The following is a 20940-nucleotide window of genomic DNA, read 5'->3' as shown; positions in this document are numbered from 1 at the left end:
AAAATTTCTCCAAGTCATTCCTTAGAGGCGATCGCAAAGGCGAGAGACTAGCAGTTAACAAAAAACGGAGAGGGAGGGATTCGAACCCTCGTTAAGTTGCCCTAAACAGCATTTCCAGTGCTGCGCCTTCAACCACTCGGCCACCTCTCCAGGTGGTGTTTTGTGTGACAACTTAAATAAGCCGCCAGTTGGTAATAGTAGCAGACTCTAGGGCGTTTTAGTCAAACTTATTTTTAGAACGGCTGGAAAAGCTGGATGCGCCGCTCTAACCATTGATCTGGCATAGAATATGACCATCATTCCGAGTAATTGGAGGAAGCGTAATGCTAGATAAGCTTTTTGGCAAAAAACAACCTGCTCAATCCCAAACAATTAGCAATGTCACGGTTAATGGAGGGCAGTTGCAGGCAGGTCAAGCTGGACGCGATTTGACCCAGAGCCAGTCAGGACAGATGGCGACCCAGCAGCAAGGGCTGACTGGAGAGGATGTGCTGGCATTGCTGGAGCAGTTGAGAGGGGCGATCGCCACCACAGATATCTCGGCAGACCAAAAAGAAGAGATGCTGGATTATTTGAAGTCGGCAAAGCGGGAAGTGGGCAAGGAGAAACCAGATAAAGAACTGGTGGGCAGGAACCTGAAGCAAGTAGGCGAGACAATGAAGACGCTGAAGGAGACGACTGAGGCAGGGAAGAGTTTGTGGCAAACGGGGGCAGAGGTGTTTAAGGCAGTTTCGCCTTGGCTAGGTGCGGCAGCGACTTTATTGAGTCTGTGATAAGTAGAGGTGTTGATTAGGACTGCCAATGACTGATCCATTGCAAGGACAGGGAATTGAAAGTACTGAACTAAAGGACAGCAATCTCCAGCAGTCTCAGGCGGGGGGAGATGTTAATGCTCTCAATAATTCGCCTCATGCTCAGTTGACGATTCAGCGATCGTTCATTTCACTATTTGGTCAGTCGCGGGAACAACCGGGAATTGACTGGGAGCGGGCGGGGCGGATTTTGCAGCAACAGCAACCGGAGATTAAGAGCCGCTTGAAGCAAATGCTATTTGGGGATGTGCTGCTAGATGTGGATTTGGCGGAGGAACCTGAACTGGTGGCAAAGCTGCGATCGCAATCCACCGCATTGGAAGCACAGAAAATCCTGACCATTGACGGGGTACACGAAGAGGCGATCGATTCTCGTCAGCCGATTTTGGCGACCTATGCCAGGGAAGATATTCGGGGCAAGCTGTTGATTTTGGGAACGCCGGGGGCGGGGAAAACGACGACGCTGTTGAAGTTGGCAGAACAGTTGGTGGGAGAGGCAATCGCCCAGCCTAAGACGGTGATTCCGATTATTTTTGAGCTATCGACTTGGCGGGATGACAGTCAGAGCATTGAGGCTTGGTTATTGGCGCAGTTGTATGAGAATTTTGGGGGCGATCGCAAACGCAAAATCTATGAGCCGTGGCTAGAGAAGCAGGTGTTGCTGCCGTTGCTGGATGGGTTGGATGAGTTGGGGCTGGTGCGGCAGAAGCTTTGTACTGAAAAGATTAATGAGTTTGCGCGGACTTATCCACAGTTGGTGGTGTGTTGTCGGGTGCGGGAGTTTATGCAAGCGGGGGTGAAGCTGAGTAATTTGCGGGGTGCGGTGTGTTTGCAGCCGTTGTCGGATGGGCAGATTCAGGAGTATTTGGGGCAGGTAGGCAAGTTAGAACTGTGGCAACAGATTCAGGCGGTGCCGGAGATGGCGAGGTTGCTGAAGCCTGTGTTACCTGCGGTCAGTCAGGAAGATGAGGATAATTCTGAGGATGAGGAAGAGCCAGGATTATTGCGGGTGCCGTTGTTTATTGGGTTAGCGGCGCGGGTGTATGACTCGCAGAAGCCGTTGCAGGGGAAGGCGGATTTGTTTGAGCGGTATATCGATCGCCAATTAAGCCCAGAAGTGCGGGAGAGCGATCGCCTTCGTAAGGAATTTACTAATCGAGATTGGGCATACAAAACTTTGGCGCGGGAACCAGATTGGCGTGATGTGCGGCGATCGTTGGGATGGTTGGCGGGGCAGTTGCAAGAGCGGAATCAGGTGGAATTGTTGATTGAAAAGATGCAGCCGAGTTGGTTGGATGAGGGTCGATCGAGGTGGGGGTATCGGGTGAGTGTTGGGCTGATTTTTGGGCTAACAGGTTTGCTGATTGGTGGGCTGACCGTTGGACTGCTCGGTTTGCTGATTGGTGGGCTGATTGGTGGACTGCTCGGTTCGCTGACAGTTGGGCTAATTTTTGGGCTGACAGTTGGGCTGATTGGTAGGCTAGATGATATTAAGCCTGTTGAAAACTTTCGTATTTCGATGTCTCAAAAAGTGCGCCGAGAAATCCTAAGGAGTTTGCGAGGATGGCTAATTTTTGGGTTAATTTTTGGGTTAATTTTGTCTCTGATAGTTTTAATAGTTGGGTTAATCTATGGGTTAATTTTTGGGCTGACAGTTGGGCTGATTAGTGGGCTACTTAACGGGATGAAACAGGATTTGAAAACGCGATCGCGCCCCAATCAAGGTATTTGGAAATCTTTATATAATGTCGCCTGGGTCACGACCTTCAGTTATCCCTTGGCTGTGATGTGGATGGCTGGAACCATAACTTTACCTGTAGAAGCTTTAAAAGCAGGCATGGCAAGACAGTCTTTACTTGTCACTGCTGAAGTTGTTCAGAAATCATTGCTACAGGCAATCATTCCAGGAATAGCAGGTGCATTGATTTTTGGCTTGTTTGGCGGTGGCTTAGCCTGTATCCAACACCTCAGCCTTCGCTTTACGCTTACCCACGATCGCAAAATTCCTTGGAACTATGCCCGTTTCCTCAACTACTGCGTTGAACGTCGCCTGCTCCAGCGCATCGGCGGTCGCTATCGCTTCATTCACCGCGAACTGCTCGACCACTTTGCCTTCTCCAAAAATTACCCTTTATGAGAATACCAACCCATAGATCTCCAACTCATCCAGGAGAAATGTTACTAGAAGAGTTTTTAATTTCAATGGGATTGACCCAGCGGGAATTAGCTGACGCACTCCATGTTCCTTATCAGCGGGTAAACGAACTGGTTAAGGGCAAACGGGGCATGACACCGGGAACGGCGCTGAGACTAGCTAAATTTTTTGAGGTGTCTGCCGATTTCTGGATGACGCTGCAATTGCGGTGGGATCCATACCATGCCTAGCAGGCAGAGGCAAGTGATTTGGAGAAAATAAATCCCTATGTTGCGTAGTTGAGGCGGCTTGAAAAGGGATGCAAAAATGGGGAACACGATAGAATAACCATAGTTTATTTCGTAAATTACTAATGACTACCCAAGTCACCCTTAACATCCCCGATGACATTTATCTACGTGCCGAGCAGTTTGCCCGCCTAGCCAACCGCGATATCGCTAGCGTCTTAGCAGACACGATCGCCCAAACCATCCCTCTTCTGAGTGCCCATATCAACACTCTGCCCACCGTCACAGAACTCACCCACGAACAACTTCTTGCCCTTACCGAACTTCAACTAGAGCCTGAGCAAGATACTCAACTCAGTCATCTCCTTGATCAACAGCAAGCTGGAACCCTATCCCCAGAAGCACATCTAGAACTAGAAGCACTCATGCAAAACTACCAGGAAGGCTTACTTCGCAAAGCTACCGCTCTTGCAGAAGCCGTTAAACGAGGCTTAATTGCACCAGTGGAGGCATGAGTCGTTATTTGCCCTTTGTATTCCCTCAATGAACGAGAATGATATGAACAGTTCCTCCAGGACGAATTGGGAGAAAGTTGACTCGCTTACAGAGGAAGAAATCGACACCGCTGATATTCCTCCTTTGACTAAAGAGTTCTTTAGCAAATCGCGGTGGTGGAAGCCTGTAGCCCCATTAAATGAAAAGGGATGCAAAATAGTGTTCTTTGCCGGAAGCGATCGCCAATACCCGCTATCATGACCCTTGTGCAGTCCCGCGCCCTCTTCGAGATCCCCGCTAAGGATCGCCCCTTACCTATGCCCCGCGTTCACACCGTGCGGATCTACAACCGCCAAACTAATACTCACCATACCGTCCAGGTTCCCGAAGACCGTTACATCCTCGCCTTCACCGAAAACCAGGGCGTTGAACTACCCTTTTCCTGCCGCAATGGAGCCTGTACCGCTTGCGCCGTTCGCGTCGTTTCTGGCGAAATTTATCAACCCGAAGCGATGGGACTATCTCCCAAACTTCGAGAAAAAGGCTATGCGCTGCTCTGTGTCAGCTATGCGCGATCGGATTTAGAAGTCGAAACCCAGGATGAAGATGAAGTGTACGAACTTCAGTTTGGGCAATACTTTGGCAAAGGCAGGGTGCGCAAAGGTTTACCGCTCGATGAAGATTAATTCTATTCACTTCTTCCTATGACTCAATCTCTTCAAACATTTTTAGATATTGCAACTGAAGCGGCGCTTGCAGGAGGGGCAGTTTTGCAGACTTACCTCGGCAAATTGGAAGATATCCAAGAAAAAGGACGACCCGGCGATTTAGTGACTGAAGCTGATAAACGGGCTGAAGTAGCAATTTTATCGGTGATTCAGCGGCACTTCCCTGAACATGGCATTTTGGCGGAAGAGTCGGGGAAGTTAGGCGAGGCTGAGAGTAAGTTTCTGTGGGCGATCGATCCTTTGGATGGTACAACTAATTTTGCTCACCAGTATCCTTTTTATTCCACGTCCATTGGCTTGCTGATTGATGGCGTACCGCAAGTCGGCGTGATTTTTGACCCTTCTCGCCAAGAGTTATTTCGGGCAGCAAAGGGGTTGGGCGCAACTTGCAATCGTCGTCCCATTCGCGTATCACGAACGAATGATCTGTCGCGGAGCTTACTGGTGACTGGGTTTGCCTACGATCGCCACGAAACCTCTGATAATAACTACGCCGAATTCTGTCGCCTAACTCATCTCACTCAAGGCGTGCGACGAGGCGGATCAGCGGCGATCGATTTAGCTTATGTCGCCTGTGGACGGCTAGATGGCTACTGGGAGCGAGGCTTGTCGCCCTGGGATATTGCGGCTGGGGTTGTCATTATTGAAGAGGCGGGAGGAAAAGTGACTGCTTATGATGAAAGCACTTTTGCAATAGATTCGGGGCGAATTTTAGCCACCAATGGTCAAATTCATAAGGCTTTGAGTCAAGAGTTGGGTAAAACTACGCCATTAAATGTGGAGTGGAATTAGAGTTTCCAGCTTGTTCTAACTTCTTACTTATTGGGGTTATGGGACGTTCATTCGCGGGAACCCTCTATGGGTAAGTTTCTGGGATGATTAGCATGTCTTTGAAGATTGAACAGGGATTATTTAATCTAGACTTCACCGATTACCATGCAATTTTAGGCGTTCCCGTCGATGCGGATATGAAGGATATTCGCAAGGGATATCTTAAAATTGCGCGGCGGCTGCACCCAGATAGCTGCGCTCAAGATGCGGAGTGCGATCGCCAACAAGCGGCTGAGTTTCTCTCAAAAATGGTCAATCCTGCATACGAAAAGCTTTCTCAAGAACGCAATTACACTGAGTACTGTGTGCTGTTGCGAATTAAGGGACAACAGGCGTTGAAGCAACAAGAAACCGTGATCCTGATTAGCGAACCCGCGCGAAAACTGGCGGCGGCTAGCGATATTGATAATTTCTATCGCATCACTTTAAAGAATTTGGCTGAGCGTCAGTATGAACATTTGGGTCAAACATTGGATTTGACGGGACAAATCAGCGAGATGAATCTGGTTTACCTGATGCGAAAAGAGGGACGAGGCGAACTGAATTTAGGGAAAAAGGCAGCGGTAGGAACTCCAAATGCAGAGAAAGCCGCGATCGCAGCAGCCACTTCTCCAAAGGCTCAAAGCACAAACACCTTAGTGGCGGCATATTTGCGTCGTGCCCAAGAGTACGAGAAAAAGCGAGATTATTCCCGTGTCATTTTAGAGTTACGGGATGCGACGCGCATTGACCCAAGAAATAGTGAGTGCCATAGCCGTCTGGGTGAAGTTTATTTGAAAACCAATCAAGCGAAGATGGCAAAGATTCATTTCACAAAAGCCTTAGAGTTAAATGCTAAAGATGAAGCGGCTCTGGCAGGCATGAAAAAAGTTGAAGGCAGCAGTGCGCCTGCTGCCATAACGGTTGGGAAAAAATCTGAAAAAGTTGATCCAAAGGCAACCCCGAAAAGCGGTAAGGTTGATCCGAAACCCGAAGGCGGGCTATTTGGATTATTTGGCGGGAAGAAAAAATAATGGTTTATCAATCTCCTGTGGGAGCAAGGGATCTATTTCCCTTAGATGTGGCGCAAAAACGATGGATCGAGAATCGTCTCCGGCAGGTCTTCCACAGTTGGGGTTATCACCGCATTATTACTTCTACCCTGGAGCGTCTGGATACTTTGATGGCGGGCGGAGCAATTGAACAATCTACTGTGATTCAACTGCAAGATCGGGAGGGCGAAGCGCTGGGGCTACGTCCAGAATTGACGGCTTCGATCGCCCGGGCAGCCGTGACGCGGATGGCAGGAGTCAGCCGACCTCAGCGGCTTTATTACAATACCAATGTGTTTCGGCGATCGCTGAAGGGTGACCACACTCGGCAGCAAGAGTTTTATCAGGCGGGCTTAGAGCTCTTGGGCAGCAGCGGTGTGGCTGCTGATGCTGAGGTGCTGCTAGTGATGATGAACTGTCTGACGAGTTTGGGTTTAGAAGATTCTTATTTAGTGCTGGGCGAGGCAGAATTAACCCGATCGCTGCTCTCGGCTTTTCCTGAAAATATACGAGAGAAAGTGCGGGTAGCGATCGCTATGCTCGATCGCATTACCTTAGAAACTCTGCCGCTGCCGCCAGCCTTGCGCGATCGGGCGCTATTAATTATGGATCTGCGAGGACAGCCTGCGGATGTGCTGCAACAGGTCGCTAGTCTAGATTTAGATGAGGGGCAACGGGCGATCGTGGCTAATCTTAAAGCCTTGATTGAACTGTGGCAGGCAAGCTGGGCAGGGCAAAGTGGCATGGCGCTTGTGCTCGACCTCAGCCTCATTCAAACCTTCGATTACTATACGGGCATTGTTTTTGAAGTGGTGAGTGGCACCATCTTTGGACAACGAGTGCTAGGGCAAGGGGGACGCTACGACCAGCTTTTAGGGCTTTACCATCCTCAAGGCGAAACCTGTCCCGGCATCGGATTTGTGCTGAACATTGAAGAACTCCATCAGGTTCTATTGCCTACCGGACAATTGCCCGTCCAAACGCCCGCCAGCGATTGGCTCGTGGTGCCAACAACGCCCCGTGCCTATGCCGCCGCTTTTACCCATGCCCAACAATTGCGTAATGCTGACCCTACAGTCCGTGTCGAGATGGAGCTAGATAGCCGAGAATCGTCAGAATCGGTTGCTGCCTATGCCCAACGCCGTCGGATTCGGCAAATTGCCTGGGTGAATGAGGCGGGTGTCGCTCAAGTTGAAGCTTTAGAAGTCGCTCATTAGCGATATCAATAGCTACATCAATCTGCCTAGATCTGCTAGTGTCTTAAAACGGTTTTACCACCCATTTGTTTTACCATCCATTTATTCAAGTACCAAAGATGAGCGTAGCGTCATTGCAGGGAAGGGATTTGCTAAGCATGGCAGATCTCAGCGTGGACGAGTTGCGAGGGCTTCTAGACTTAGCTGCCGCAATGAAGGCAGGAAAAGTGAACCTTCGCTGCAACAAGGTTTTGGGGCTGTTGTTCCAAAAGGCTTCGACTCGGACACGGGTGAGTTTTACGGTGGCGATGTATCAACTCGGCGGGCAGGTAATTGACCTGAATTCTAGTGTTACCCAAGTGGGACGGGGCGAACCCACGATCGATACGGCGCGGGTGCTCGATCGCTATCTTGATGTGTTAGCCATTCGTACCTTCGAGCAGCAAGAGCTAGAAACCTTTGCCAGCTACGCCAAAATCCCTGTGATTAATGCGCTAACTGATCTAGAGCATCCTTGTCAGGTACTGGCAGATCTTCAGACAGTGAAAGAGCAGTTTGGACAACTGGAAGGGCTGACGCTCACCTATGTGGGAGATGGTAACAACATGGCGAATTCGCTGATGTTGGGCTGTGCTTTAGCAGACATGAATGTGCGGATTGCGGCTCCAAAAGGCTACGAACCTGATGCGGCGATCGTCCAACAAGCAACAGAAATTGCGGGAGGCTCTCAGGTTTTAGTGATGCAGGATCCGATCGAAGCCGTTAAAGGGGCACATGTGATTTACACCGACGTGTGGGCAAGCATGGGGCAGGAAGATTTGGCAGAAGGACGGTTGCCCATTTTTCAGCCTTATCAGGTGAACAATCACCTGTTGAGCCGTGCAGATGGGCAGGCGATCGTGCTCCATTGTTTGCCCGCGCATCGGGGCGAAGAAATTACTGATGAAGTGATGGAGGGTTCACAGTCATTGGTGTGGGATCAGGCGGAAAATCGGCTTCATGCTCAGAAGGCTCTACTGGCGAGTGTGTTGGGGGCAAGTGCCACATGATCTACAGGCTGTATTCATTTCATGAGTAATTGGAAATCGGTAGAACAAGAAGCCCGGAAAATTCTTGGATTTCTTATTTCAACGCCTTTCGAGCAATGCTATCCAGTCGGGAGAGAGTTTACGAACCTTACTACCCGCCATAGTCTTTATGCAGTGCGACATCGAGAGGAAGGGTTGCTTTACCTAGGTAAAGCTCAGAATCCTAAATTACGATTTACGGGAGGACATAAGGCTTTAGTGTGGTGTTGGCTAGAGGGCTATGAGCCAATCGACGTAAGGATCGCTGTTTATCCGCTAGATTACTCCCAGTGGACACAGCTATCATTAAGTCTAGAGAGTCTGATGATTCGAGCTACAGAACCGCCGTTCAATGTCAAAATTTCGATGAGGGATTAATAATGCAATCCACAGAAGAGCAAATTAGCCACCTTGATCAACCCACTGCACAGGCGTTTTTAGAGAAGTTGCCTCGACATATTCGAGAGGCGTTTTATGCGCGGGCAGCGGAGATTGAGTATCCCATTGAGGCAGTTCTGGAGTCAGCGATCGCTGCTTCCTTAGACCCAGAAGCACTTAGTTTTGTGGATTGTAAACCTGAGGGGATCTCTTAAGCTAAATGCCAAAGTTCACAAGTCTTTGTGCGAAAGAAGAAACAAACAACCCATCCAACCCAACTCACCAAGCACCATCAACCGACCCAAAGCCGCTGGAAAAATTCCTTGGAGAGAGGAAAGAGAGGGGTATAGGCTTGAGTAGTTTATCCATTCGCCATTGTTTATCCAGCCGACGCGATCGCAGAACTCCATCCAAACCTCAAGGCTTGAGTCATTGCCGTCTAGCTGACCACCACACTCCACGTAAATCTGCTTCTGCACACTAAACCCAAAGTGTCCGTTGCTATATTTCACCCATAGCCCATCGATCGCCCTTAGCTCATCACAAGGAAAGTTCAACAGTTCCGATCGCGTAAAGTACTGTCCATGGTCTTTCCCGACCGCCGTAATCATCAGCCGATAAGTTTCTAAATCTGCATCTTTCCACTGCTGCGCCTTCAGCATCTCCTCCAACTTGACCCAGCGCAAAGTTTTAATCGTTTGCTTCAATTCAGCATTAATCTTTTTCGTCGTTTGCTGTAGGCAAGAAAAAGCCAAATCGATCGCCCCTCTTCTCACCGCTTTCTCAATCAGTGCTGTCGGATTCGTCAGAGCCGCATAAAGTAAAATCGTCGTCTTCCACCAATCCTCCTCAAAATGTTCGTACAGCAAACTCTCCTGCTTTTGCTCCACTAATTGAGCCGCCGCCAAATACTCTTGCAAGCTCAGATGGGCAAACTCAAATTCGTCAGGTTCTCGCTCCACCAGCAGTTCACTAATCTGCACCACTTGCTCTAAGAATTCTTTGGCTTTCACCGTTTCCTGTTGATGTCGCAAGTCAGCCGCAATTCGCTCCAGTAGAACCGCACGATCCAACTGTTGTTTTTTTTTCTTGCATCATCCAGAGCGCCAGCATTTGCAAAATAGTCTGCGCCCCGCATTGAGTCAATAGCGTCTCTAGCTTGCGGGCAGCGGGTCTGTCTCGCAACTGCAACAAACAAATTTCTCGATACAACTCCACCCGCCGCTTCGGTAGCTCTGCCCCCGGATAGCGACGATGAAACGTCACAATCATATTGAGCAACAGCGGGTTTTTGGCTAAATCCTTCAGCGCTTGCCGTGCCTCGATTTGTGCCAACAGTTCATCAGCGGCTTGCTCTGCAAGTTGTCGGACATCGGGCGTATCATCGCCGCCGTTGGCATAACGCTCTTGGCAGTAATACCACTTCTGCACAAAGTCTCGGCACTGCTGTTCATTAAAATCTTTGACCCAGAGACGAGTGGATAACTCTAGACGATCGCCCATATCCTGCTCGTCATAAGCTTTAGGACGCGACGTAACAATAAAGATCGATTTTCCATAACGCCGCATCTGATCATTCGCCCATCTCGCTACCGCTGGACGCTGAGACTTTGCGACCTCATCAAATCCATCCAACATCACCAACGCTTCGCCACGCTCCAGCTTATTTTTTGCCCAATGACTCGGCAGTTTGAGTGCTTCAGCCTCTGGCAAACTCAATAGATGCTGCTGCATGATCAGATCGGGCAAGTTCAATGGATTTTCTTGCGCAATCACATCCCGATATTTTCTTAGCAATAGTAAAAACGGTGTGCGTCTTTTGTTCACGCCATGTTTCTCTTGCTGCTGATTGAGGCAATACGTGTAAGCAATGTGCCGCATCAAGGTCGTTTTGCCATAGCCGCCCCAAGCCAGGATGACAATTTGCCGAAACGTCGCTTCTTCATCTGCCTTTTTCAGCAAATCCCAAATTTCTCTACCTTCTTCAGGTTCGTCTTTTTGAAGTTCGTCCGGTACTCCAAACCCCGCCAGCATCGAACTCCGGTTTAACGTCAAGGGGACAAAAACTTCTTCTAACAAAGGTGTAAAAATACCATCATGCTGGGCAATTTCCGATCGCTGCCGCCGACAAGCCCAAGCCTGACACTGAAAATATTGGTCTTCAACGCCTTTCGCTTTTGCAACCACTTGTTCAGTAGTGCGATCGATTGCTTTATCAATCGCTTCTCCTGCTTGTCCTAATCGCCGCTGGTTGCCTTTATGCAATGGATTGAGCAAGCTAGCTCCATAGGAAATCCCCAGTCCAATGACGGCAGAAGCGATCGCCTTTGGCACATCACTCTCTTTAAACAATGACCAAAACGCCCCAATACTGCCCCCAGTCACGCCACCCGTCATAACCACCTTGAGGACAATATCTGCCAGCCTGTCGTTAAAAGAAGGCTTTTCTTTATCCTGAGACTTTGGCTCTTCAGATTTGGGGGCTTGAGTCATGGGTCAGTTCTCGGATCGGCTCTCCTCTCCTTATTGTCAGTCAAGAATTGATTTTGGCTCAGAAAAATCAAGGTTTTTGTTAAGAAGTCATGCTCAAATTCAGCCCAAATAGGAGAGTATGCGGTAAACGAGATTTGCGATCCCTGTTTCAGTGACCGATCGCAATGTTTGGATCTATAGCTTTTCTCTTTTACCGCGTTTCATAGCTGATTTCTTCTGAACTATATTCGGGTGGCTCCACATGAATATTGACGCGCACAGGGCTATATTTTTCTTCTAGCCGTGCTTCTACTGCTTCTGTGATTTGGTGGGCGGCTTCTACATCCTGGGCTTCGACAATAAGGTGCATTTCGATAAATACCTGCCGACCGACTACGCCCCGAGAGGCAATGCTGTGACAGTTAATGACTCCTGGCACCTGTATGACTTCTTGCTGAATCACTTCCGGGGCGATCGCCATTTCATCGACTAACCAAGGCAAATTGGACTTCAGAACCGTCCATCCACTCCAAAATACCAACACCGCCACCGGAAACGCCAGCGCCACATCCAACCACTGAAATCCCCAAATCCAAATGCCAATCAGCCCTGCCATGACGCTAATGGTGACCCAAATATCGCTCATCGTATGTTGAGCATCGGCAATTAAAATAGGACTGCCGACTTTTCGCCCCATGTGGCGCTCATAAAAAGCAACAAAGATGTTGATCCCTAAAACAACTAGAAGCAACCAGAGTTCGGGCGGCGAAATGGTGACGGGGGCACCTGCCTGAAAAAGCCGCTCGACGGCTCCTTGAAAAATGGTGAAGCAGGCAATTCCTAAGAAGGCAGCAATGCCCAATGCTCCCAGCGCCTCGTATTTTTGATGCCCGTAAGGATGATCGCGATCGGGCTCGGGCGAGGACAGGTGGCTGGTGACCAGCCCTAACACATTATTGGCGCTGTCTGTCACACTGTGGAGGGCATCTGCCATGAGGCTGAGAGAGCCTGTCCAGTAGCCCACACCAGCTTTAAGCACCATGACAAATAAGTTAAGTACCAACGTGATGATCAATACCTTTTGAACTGCGGGGCGGTTGTCCGTAATCTTCGAGACAATCTTCTGAGAATGTTGCATGGCGTTGGTAGACTCTATACAAGCACCCTTGGGGGGACTATGGGGCAAGCGATCGCTTGGCGTATCTTTTAGGTAATCCTACTTCCCCACTTGGAAAGAAATGGTTAAGACCCATAAAGATTGCTCAGTTCCATTGGCTAATCCATTGATTGAACGGAGTGAGGTTAAGCCTAGATACCCAAGCCCTACCCGTCAATCTAGCGAGGATTCTAGAAAATGGTGACTCAAATTTTAAAGATTACCAATGACACCGTGTTCAAACGGCAACCTTTACAGGCGATCGAATTGCCTGCCGAAGAAAAATTTGAAGTTCCTGTTGGCAAAATCTTTGAAATTGACTCCTATGCCTACGCAGAAGGGGGTGTGGACTTTGATGGACATATCAGGGTGGCGTTGAAAAATTCAGCCGATTGGGTGCGCGGCATTAACACCTGGTATATCTATAATCGTCATGCTCAAGTGCTAGCAGAGGGCAATGTTGTCTATCCCCAAGAAGACCAAGTCGCTATTCTTTTTCTGAAAGTAACTCAAGATACTCAGTTCAAGCGAACGCCTGTTCCCGCAATTTTGCTGCCCGAGAAGGGTCGCCGGAGAGTTCTGCGAGGCAGCGTTCTGATGCTGCACTCCTACGCTTTTGCCAATGCTCAAGGAGGTTTTAACAATCACATTAAAATCGCGCTGCAACGACCTGAAGACTACATTAATGGCTGGAATACCTGGTACGTATACAATCAACACGCCCAGGTTCTATATGATGGCAAAGTTGTTTATCCCCTGCGGAGAAGCCCTGCTTTCAGCGGAATTAGCTTCAGGCTTCCAGGCAATACCAGTGTCTTTTTCACCGATCAACCGATTATTCCAGGCGGCAGTCTCACTTGGGGCGAAGCCACCCGCAACGGTGAGAGGATTCCTCAATTGGTAGACGAGGTGAATGGCATTATTTTGTTGGCTAGGCAGCTTCAACGCGCCCGGAATCAAATTGGTAAACCTTTCAATATCACCTCCTGGTATCGTCCGGAGCCCTTTAACTCTCAGGCGGGTGGTGTGTCTAATAGCCAGCACTTGACTGGAAAAGCCGTAGATTTTTGGGTAGAAGGCTACACCGGACGGCAGCTTGCTTTTGAGTTCTTGCCCTGGTGGGAGGGTGGCGTTGGAACCTATGCCGGAGCTAGATCAGATATTGTGCATCTAGATGCGGGCCCTAAACGAACCTGGGGATTTTAAGACTGGTAGGATAAATGAGAGAACAGATGATACTTAAAACACTATGGCTTTACCCCTTCGATTAAATTTGGCTGAGGGTGCGGTTTCTTTCAGCTTTAGCCCCCAAGCAGCACGGGATCTGCAAGGGGCGATCGCCATTCTGATGGATAGCCTCAAAGCTCCTGCCACTCCAGGCACAGGCGGCAGACCTGTACCCAAGAAAGCGATGGAATATCAGCACACTGGCGATGTATTTCTAGAAATTTTCTGTAATCCTAATATTTGGTCTACCCCTTTCGCTGCCAAAGTTTTAATTACCTTACGCGACGATCGCATTCGCATCAACACTGAAGCCGAACTGACCCGCATCATCGAAGATATTAACCAATATCTAGAACAATGCGGCTAAATGCTCCCTAATATCCCCTCGCTAAATCCCCTCCTATGAACCCCGACACCCTGATTCAAACCCTCCAAAAAGGATATCGTGTGACTATTGGCGCGACTGCCTTGATGATTGAATCGCTGCAAGACTCCCAGAATCGAGAAGAAAACTTTGCCAAGCTGCGGAGCGATCCCAATCAACTCATTGAGGAGCTTGCCGTTAAGGGCGAAGTTACCGAAAGAGAAGCTCGTAGCTTTGTCGATGGCATGTTTAGTCAGTCACCCAGTGGCATCTCAAGCCCCTATGAAACCAGTGCGCCTACGCCTTCTCGCACCGTTGCCATTCAACAAGACCTGCAAGAACTGACTGCCCAGCTTGCTGCCATTCGTACCGAACTAGAAAGGCTGCGAGCATAATACTCACAGCCTTAATTTGCCTTAATTTGATTTACGTTTTTATTCGCAGCCTGTCAACAGGCTGCGATTTTTATAGGAAGTTCTTAGTCATTGTTCCAGTCTTCCCGACCAATGAGATCACCGATTCTATCTCTCAAAAGATAATCATTCTCTTCTAAGACACATTCCACAAAACCCCATTCGCGGGCAGGAATATACTTACACAACACATAAATGGGCTGCTGAGAGCCAATTACACCTTTCTGTACAAGCTGCCGAGCTTCATCTTGAATGAGCTCAACAGAATATTGAATAGCCTGAATCATAGTCCTTACCCTCAATTGTTCAGTTCTAGAAAAGTCAATGCACGATTAGAAAAGCGTTCTAAGTCGTTTAAGCTTGCCCACGGAGGGCACCCAAAGGCTTAATTTCGTTGAAGAGCAAATCTGTAGCTAGATATACGAAATATCTACCCAATGGTATCACTCTGTTCGCGATATGTTAAGCCCTATTGTATTAATCGAAGAACGCATTTTGTGTATCGTTGGCTTTGTGAGCGGGGTTGCCTGATTTTCTAAGTTTTTTAAGCAGGTATAAAATAAAGCATTGACGACTGTTTTTTAGACTTAGAGACCACGCTACGGTTGAAAAGCTACTGAAATGAGTTAGGTTCAATGACTTAAACCGACGGCAAACTACTGCGTTAGCTCGATCGCCAGTTCTATAGCAGCTTTCATACTTGTTGCATCAGCGATGCCCTGACCTGCAATATCAAACGCTGTTCCATGATCTGGCGAAGTTCGTACGAAGGGCAAGCCAATGGTGGTATTTACCGCTCGGTCGAACGCCATCAGCTTGACTGGAATTAGCCCCTGGTCATGGTATAGCGCCAGGTAAGCGTCATGAGCTTGAGAGTGAGAAGGCTGTGAAGAATACCAGTGTTGTGCTGGACGAACCCACATTGTGTCAGGGGGGATCGGGCCGTCTAGATGAATTGTGGGATAGCGATCGCCCATGTCTTTGATCCAGGGGATCAGCCAGTCGATTTCTTCGGTGCCGAGTTGCCCCTGTTCGCCGCTGTGGGGGTTAAGTCCAGCGATCGCAATGCGCGGCGCAACAATACCAAATTGCTGGAGGCAATCGATTAACAGGTCAAGCTTGAGAGTGAGCAGATCTGGGGTCAAGGCATCAGGGACTTGTCGTAAGGGAATGTGGGTCGTAGCAAGCAAGGCGCGGAGTGTCCAGCCTGTGTGGGGCGATCGTCCGACAAACAACATTCCAAAGCGTTCGATGCCTACTTTCTCTGCCAAAAGCTCAGTTTGCCCTGGGTAAGGATGCCCCGCTGCTTTCCAGGCAGATTTAGCGATCGGGGCAGTGACGATCCCTTGGAATTCACCCGCAAGCGTATGGGCGATCGCGGTTTCCAAAAACTGAAAGCTGGCGGCTCCAGTGGCAGCGTTACCCACTCCGGGCGTGATCTGAGTGATTTTGGATGGGGCGATCGGCACATCTATCATTGAGAGCCGATCGGGATCGATTATGACTGAAGTGGGAGCGAGTTGCTCGTAGGTTTGGCGTAGCAGCGATCGACTGCCGACCAGAGTAATTTGGCAGTTTTGGGTAAGGGCAGGATCGGCTAGGGCTTTTAGAACGACTTCTGAGCCAATGCCAGCCGGATCGCCGAGGGCGATCGCGAGATGGGGGTAGATAGAGGAAGGATTATCCCTTGCGGGTATCTCGGAGAGCACGTTCATGGAACAACCAAACTCATTTAAGATGTTGACAGGTTTAAGCCTAGCAATATCTATTTACAAGAGGAACGCTGGTTATGGGTCCCGAATTTTACAACGCAGTTATTTTGTCCTTTGTCTTAATTCTAGTGGGTTTGAGCCTTGGTTTCCTCATGCTAAAGATTCAAGGTGGAGAGGAATAACTAGGTTATTCATTGAAGATATGGATGACTGATCACTCTGTGGATTAAACTAATAAAGTTAATAATCTGTTACAGAGCTTCTCATGAGTTTATTAGTCGTCGGTGCCACAGGTACTTTAGGAAGGCAGGTTGTTCGTCGCGCTCTAGACGAAGGCTATACGGTTCGTTGTTTAGTCAGAAGTTTTAGAAGAGCCTCATTCCTTAGAGAATGGGGCGCTGAACTTGTGCAGGGTGATCTGTGTAAGCCGGAGAGCCTACCGCCTGCCTTAGAAGGAATGACGGCGATCGTGGATGCCTCAACCTCAAGAGCCACCGACTCGCTGACGATTAGACAAGTTGATTGGGAGGGTAAAGTCAATCTGATTCAAGCGGCTAAGAAAGCTGGAATTGAACGGTTTATCTTTTTCTCAATTCAAGACTGTGAGAAGTATCCTAACGTGCCCTTGATGGAAATCAAGCGCTGTACAGAGCAGTATTTGGCTGAATCTGGCTTGAACTACACGGTCTTAAAACTTTGCGGTTTTCTGCAAGGATTAATTGGACAGTACGCTATTCCTATTTTGGAAAAGCAAGCCGTGTGGGTGATGGGAGATAGCTCTCCGATCGCTTATATGGATACTCAAGATATTTCTCGATTTGCCATTCAAGCATTAAAAGTGCCTGAAGCAGCAAATCGCAGCTTTTCGGTTGTAGGCTCTAGGGCTTGGGGGGCATACGAAATTATTCGCCTCTGCGAACGGCTCTCCGGGAAAGAAGCCAAGGTGACTCGGATGCCGATTGGCTTGCTGCGAACGGTACAGCGGATTGCCCGGTTTTTTCAGTGGGGTTGGAACTTGGCAGATCGGCTAGCATTTACGGAAGTGATTGCTTCTGGAAAGCCCTTAGCGGCACCCATGGATGAAACTTACGCCGTATTAGGTGTTGATCCGGGCGAAGTGACAACTTTGGAAAGCTACATGGAGGAGTACTTCAGCCGAATTATGAAGAAGCTGAGGGAAGTGGAGTACGAGAAAGAAAAAGTTAAAGAAAAGGCGAAGAAGAAGCGCAGTCCTTTTAAGTCAGCGGCAAAGTGATAGATTGGCTCTAAGCCCCCAGTATTCTAGAGATGCTGGGGGTTTTATCGTGTCCTTTATTGATGGATTATGTCTGGTTATTCTTTGGCATCTGGTCATTCTTTGGCAGCCGCGATCGCCCACCTTCGGAGCTTAACCCAGGTTAGCATCCAGCCGCTCTGGCATCAGTGCTTCTTAGACTTATCGACGGCTGAGGCATTGCAGGCAAGTTGGGAAGATTGGGCGCGCTGCTTCGCAGATACCGCAAGGGTCGCGCCTCTCAACACCCGCGACCACATCGCGTGGGCAAGAGGTCAACAAACGATCTGCTTGGGGCAGGAAATCATTGTCCCTTCTGCTCTTCAAGGCTATTCCTTAGAAGGGTTGGAACTGCGTTTGTCGCTGACTTGGTGGGCAGAAGTGGCTCAGATTTTTGTAAATGGCGAACTGATTCAAGAGGGCGATCTGTTTGATCATTCTGCGCGAGTTGTTTTAAGCAAAGCCGTTCAGCCAGGAGAGGCGATCGCGGTCTTAATCCATCTCGTTAGCCCAGGGCACGATGAGGGGGCTTTGGTAAAGTCTCTCTGCGTTTATGAACGGGCGGATCAGTCGGTCGATACCTGTCCAGAACCCGGCTTTGTGGCGGATGAGTTAGCGGTTTTGCAGGAATATCTAACCCAGTTTTTGCCAGAGCAGTTAGAGGAATTGACTGAGAACGTGGCTCAGATTAACTGGGCAGAAGTTGGCGATCGCTCCACTTTTGATCAATCTCTGACCCATCTACGACAAAGCCTCATGCCTTTAAGTGAGAAGGTTAAGACGCGATCGATTCAACTGGTTGGGCATTCTCACTTAGACCTGGCTTGGCTTTGGGACGTTGCTGAAACCTGGGAAGCCGCCGAACGAACATTCAAATCTGTCCTTCAACTTCAGCAAGACTTTCCTGAACTGACCTTTTGCCACACCTCGCCTGCCCTTTATGCCTGGATTGAAGAAAACCGTCCAGAATTATTTGCCGCTATTCAACGGCAAGTTACTGCAGGTCGCTGGGAAGTCGTGGCGGGTCTGTGGTTAGAGCCGGAGCTAAATTTGGTTGGCGGCGAATCGCTGGTGCGCCAGGTGCTCTATGGTCAGCGCTATGTGCAGGAAAAGTTTGGCAGTCTCAGCAAAGTCGCTTGGCTTCCCGATAGCTTTGGGTTCTGTTGGCAGTTGCCCCAAATTTTGAAGCAGGGTGGCGTAGATTATTTTGTGACTCAAAAGCTGCGCTGGAATGATACGACCCAGTTTCCCCACGAGGTATTTCGGTGGGAAGCTGCGGATCGATCGCAAATCTTGAGTCTCAATTCTGCGCCCATTGGCGAAGGGATTGACCCCGTTAAGATGGCGAAGTATGCCTTTGATTGGGAGACGAAAACGGGGTTTCAGCGATCGCTGTGGCTTCCAGGCGTGGGGGATCATGGGGGTGGTCCGACCCGCGACATGTTGCAGGTGGCGCAAAGATGGCAGCGATCGCCGTTTTTCCCAGAAATGAAATTTGGGACAGTGCTGGACTTTTTAGAAACAATAGAAAAGCAAAGTGAAATCCAGAATGAAGCCCAAAATGAAGCCCAAATTAATTCAGGATTACCTGTTTGGAACGAAGATCTTTACCTGGAATTTCACCGAGGTTGTTACACTACACACGCTGATCAAAAGCTACGAAATCGGCGGTGTGAAGAGTTGCTGTATGAAGCAGAATTATTTGCTTCGATCGCTACTTTACTCACAGGTGTAACTTATCCTAAAGCTGAAATTGAATCGGCTTGGAAGAAGGTTTTGTTCAATCAATTTCACGATATTTTACCAGGTTCGGCAATTCCAAAAGTTTATGAAGATGCCGATGCCTATTGGTTAGAAGCAGAAAATGTGGGAGGGGACATCAGAGATCAGGCTTTAGGAGCGATCGCCACTCAAATTCATTTGCCTGAGCCACCCCATCCTGAAGCTCAAGCGATCGCTGTGTTTAATGCTTTGAACTGGGAGCGATCGCAAATTGTCGAGGTTTCTAGCCCTTCAGGTAATTGGCAAGTTTGTAGCCTGGAGGGTTTTCCCCAGATGCAAGTCTCTCCAGATGGGCGATCGATCTCATTCCTAGCCGAAACCATTCCCGCCCTGGGCTACCGTTGTTTTTGGCTCTGTCCAATCCCTCCTGCATCTGCCAAATTGCCTTCAGATCAGAACTTAGAATGCTCTGTCCTCGAAAACAAATTTTTGCGGATTACCATCGACCCTACTACAGGCGATCTATCTAGCATTTTTGATAAATTGCACCAACGAGAAGTCCTGAATGGTGCAGGTAACGAACTTCAGGCGTTCCGCGACGAAGGGCAATATTGGGATGCTTGGAATATTGATCCCAACTACGCTCAGCATCCATTACCCGTTGAGCTAGTAGGGATTCATTTGGGGGTGCAAAATGCCCTAGAAAAACAGATTTGGGTAGAACGAAAAATTGGGCGATCGCTATTTCGACAAGCCTATATTTTGCAAAATCACTCGCCTATTTTGAGAATAAAAACTGAAGTAGATTGGCAAGAGCGTCATGTCTTAGTTAAAGCTGCTTTCTCTCTAAACGTAGAAGCAGATTATGCCACCTACGAGATTCCTTTCGGTGCCATTCAACGGACGACGAAGAGGGAAAGCGATCGCCAGAAAGCTCAATGGGAAGTTCCAGCGTTACGTTGGGCAGATTTAGGAGACGATGCTTACGGAATTAGTTTATTGAATGACTGCAAGTATGGCTACGATGCCCAGCCTCATCAGATTCGCCTAACGCTCTTGCGGGGTGCAGAATGGCCCAATCCTCATGCTGATCAGGGAAAGCATGAATTTACGTATGCGTTGTATCCCCATGAAGGAGACTGGCGATCGGCTCGAACTGTTCACCAAGGCTACGAACTCAATCAACTTTTGCGCGTCGTCAAGCTGTCAGGACTGGGTGGGAAACTACCAGCGATCGGGCAATTCTTCGACTTACCCAATGAAAATCTAGTCATTACTGCATTCAAACAATCCGAGGATGATCCTAAGCTATGGGTTTTACGTTGCTACGAATGCCACGGTGAACCGATCAGACTTACCTGGCAGAATAATCCAGAGAACCTACTTTCTCACCGTCTTGATTTGAAACATCCTGACTTTGCAAACTTGCTTGAAGCACCAACACTCCCTAAAACCGACGAACTCTTCCCCTGGAAAATCACCACATTTCTACTCCCCCAGCTTTAACCGAGATCCCGGCGTAGTGTTCGTTATCCCGTTTGGAGGGGGTGTGGGGGACGCAACCGTCCCCTGCTGGGGAGTTTGAGGGGAAGCCCCTCAAGGCTCGGCATCCCAAAAACAATGCCTCCACCCCTTTAAACTTGTGTAATCTTAAAGGGTGGAGACTTGGGCTGGCAAGGGT

At 48.9% G+C, this 20940-nt stretch carries 20 protein-coding genes, 1 tRNA gene and 1 pseudogene; 17 read left to right on the top strand and 5 right to left on the bottom strand.

The genetic code is table 11. The features are described 5' to 3' along the window. Positions 1 to 65: 65 nt before the first annotated feature. Positions 66 to 150, bottom strand: a tRNA-Ser gene (locus tag KME11_12800). Between the two features lie 173 nt (positions 151 to 323). Here KME11_12800 and KME11_12795 point away from each other — a divergent pair. The 11 genes from KME11_12795 (at position 324) to KME11_12745 (ending at position 9135) form a co-directional block, all read left to right on the top strand. Further along, positions 324 to 773, top strand: a complete 450-nt coding sequence (locus tag KME11_12795; protein MBW4516087.1) for a hypothetical protein — start codon at positions 324 to 326, stop codon at positions 771 to 773. A 28-nt stretch (positions 774 to 801) separates the two neighbouring features. Next, positions 802 to 2949 (top strand): NACHT domain-containing protein, encoded by a 2148-nt coding sequence (locus KME11_12790; protein ID MBW4516086.1) that lies wholly within the window; start codon positions 802 to 804, stop codon positions 2947 to 2949. Next, positions 2946 to 3197, top strand: coding sequence for a HigA family addiction module antidote protein (locus tag KME11_12785; GenBank protein MBW4516085.1), 252 nt, complete (start codon positions 2946 to 2948; stop codon positions 3195 to 3197). The genes KME11_12790 and KME11_12785 overlap by 4 nt, the downstream gene beginning before the upstream one ends. A 122-nt stretch (positions 3198 to 3319) precedes the next feature. Then, positions 3320 to 3709, top strand: a complete 390-nt coding sequence (locus KME11_12780; GenBank protein ID MBW4516084.1) for a hypothetical protein — start codon at positions 3320 to 3322, stop codon at positions 3707 to 3709. 297 nt (positions 3710 to 4006) lie between these two features. Continuing rightward, positions 4007 to 4375, top strand: a complete 369-nt coding sequence (locus tag KME11_12775; GenBank protein ID MBW4516083.1) for a 2Fe-2S iron-sulfur cluster binding domain-containing protein — start codon at positions 4007 to 4009, stop codon at positions 4373 to 4375. 18 nt (positions 4376 to 4393) lie between these two features. Further along, positions 4394 to 5209, top strand: a complete 816-nt coding sequence (locus tag KME11_12770; GenBank protein ID MBW4516082.1) for an inositol monophosphatase — start codon at positions 4394 to 4396, stop codon at positions 5207 to 5209. A 92-nt stretch (positions 5210 to 5301) separates the two neighbouring features. Further along, positions 5302 to 6261, top strand: a complete 960-nt coding sequence (locus KME11_12765) for a J domain-containing protein (GenBank protein ID MBW4516081.1) — start codon at positions 5302 to 5304, stop codon at positions 6259 to 6261. Next, entirely contained in the window at positions 6261 to 7496 is a 1236-nt protein-coding gene (locus KME11_12760) for an ATP phosphoribosyltransferase regulatory subunit (protein MBW4516080.1), read from the top strand. Before KME11_12765 ends, KME11_12760 begins: the two co-directional genes overlap by 1 nt. Before the next feature lie 98 nt (positions 7497 to 7594). Then, positions 7595 to 8524, top strand: a complete 930-nt coding sequence (gene argF, locus KME11_12755) for an ornithine carbamoyltransferase (GenBank protein MBW4516079.1) — start codon at positions 7595 to 7597, stop codon at positions 8522 to 8524. Between the two features lie 21 nt (positions 8525 to 8545). Further along, positions 8546 to 8920, top strand: a complete 375-nt coding sequence (locus KME11_12750) for a GIY-YIG nuclease family protein (GenBank protein MBW4516078.1) — start codon at positions 8546 to 8548, stop codon at positions 8918 to 8920. Positions 8921 to 8922: 2 nt separating this feature from the next. Further along, positions 8923 to 9135, top strand: a complete 213-nt coding sequence (locus KME11_12745; protein MBW4516077.1) for a hypothetical protein — start codon at positions 8923 to 8925, stop codon at positions 9133 to 9135. A gap of 64 nt (positions 9136 to 9199) precedes the next feature. On the opposite strand, the pseudogene KME11_12740 reads toward KME11_12745, so the two are convergent. Next, a pseudogene (locus tag KME11_12740) lies at positions 9200 to 11413 on the bottom strand (GUN4 domain-containing protein). A gap of 190 nt (positions 11414 to 11603) precedes the next feature. Next, complete coding sequence (locus tag KME11_12735; GenBank protein MBW4516076.1) at positions 11604 to 12530, bottom strand: cation diffusion facilitator family transporter; 927 nt, start codon at positions 12528 to 12530, stop codon at positions 11604 to 11606. Between the two features lie 216 nt (positions 12531 to 12746). Between KME11_12735 and KME11_12730 the strand changes: the two genes are divergently transcribed. Genes KME11_12730 through KME11_12720 form a run of 3 tightly spaced genes read left to right on the top strand, consistent with a single transcriptional unit; the run spans position 12747 to position 14534 of the window. Further along, positions 12747 to 13754: a DUF882 domain-containing protein gene (locus KME11_12730; protein ID MBW4516075.1), complete on the top strand. Its 1008-nt coding sequence runs from the start codon at positions 12747 to 12749 to the stop codon at positions 13752 to 13754. A gap of 43 nt (positions 13755 to 13797) precedes the next feature. Beyond that, entirely contained in the window at positions 13798 to 14142 is a 345-nt protein-coding gene (locus KME11_12725) for a hypothetical protein (GenBank protein MBW4516074.1), read from the top strand. A 35-nt stretch (positions 14143 to 14177) separates the two neighbouring features. Next, complete coding sequence (locus tag KME11_12720; GenBank protein ID MBW4516073.1) at positions 14178 to 14534, top strand: hypothetical protein; 357 nt, start codon at positions 14178 to 14180, stop codon at positions 14532 to 14534. A gap of 83 nt (positions 14535 to 14617) precedes the next feature. On the opposite strand, the gene KME11_12715 is transcribed toward KME11_12720, so the two are convergent. Both KME11_12715 and pdxA read right to left on the bottom strand, forming a co-directional pair. After that, entirely contained in the window at positions 14618 to 14839 is a 222-nt protein-coding gene (locus KME11_12715) for a DUF4327 family protein (GenBank protein ID MBW4516072.1), read from the bottom strand. A 369-nt stretch (positions 14840 to 15208) separates the two neighbouring features. Beyond that, on the bottom strand, positions 15209 to 16267 hold the full coding sequence (gene pdxA / locus KME11_12710) for a 4-hydroxythreonine-4-phosphate dehydrogenase PdxA (protein ID MBW4516071.1): 1059 nt from the start codon (positions 16265 to 16267) through the stop codon (positions 15209 to 15211). 74 nt (positions 16268 to 16341) lie between these two features. Between pdxA and KME11_12705 the strand changes: the two genes are divergently transcribed. The 3 genes from KME11_12705 (at position 16342) to KME11_12695 (ending at position 20765) form a co-directional block, all read left to right on the top strand. Beyond that, positions 16342 to 16446 carry a PetM family cytochrome b6-f complex subunit 7 gene (locus KME11_12705; GenBank protein ID MBW4516070.1) on the top strand — a complete coding sequence of 35 codons (105 nt, stop codon included), beginning with the start codon at positions 16342 to 16344 and terminating at the stop codon, positions 16444 to 16446. Between the two features lie 83 nt (positions 16447 to 16529). Further along, positions 16530 to 17519, top strand: a complete 990-nt coding sequence (locus KME11_12700; GenBank protein MBW4516069.1) for an SDR family oxidoreductase — start codon at positions 16530 to 16532, stop codon at positions 17517 to 17519. A gap of 69 nt (positions 17520 to 17588) precedes the next feature. Beyond that, positions 17589 to 20765 (top strand): alpha-mannosidase, encoded by a 3177-nt coding sequence (locus KME11_12695; protein MBW4516068.1) that lies wholly within the window; start codon positions 17589 to 17591, stop codon positions 20763 to 20765. Positions 20766 to 20940 lie beyond the last annotated feature (175 nt).

The sequence above is a fragment of the Timaviella obliquedivisa GSE-PSE-MK23-08B genome (assembly GCA_019358855.1).
Lineage (GTDB): Bacteria > Cyanobacteriota > Cyanobacteriia > Elainellales > Elainellaceae > Timaviella > Timaviella obliquedivisa.
The sequence above is the reverse complement of the archived record's forward strand: the minus strand, read 5'-3'. Positions and strand labels throughout refer to the sequence as shown.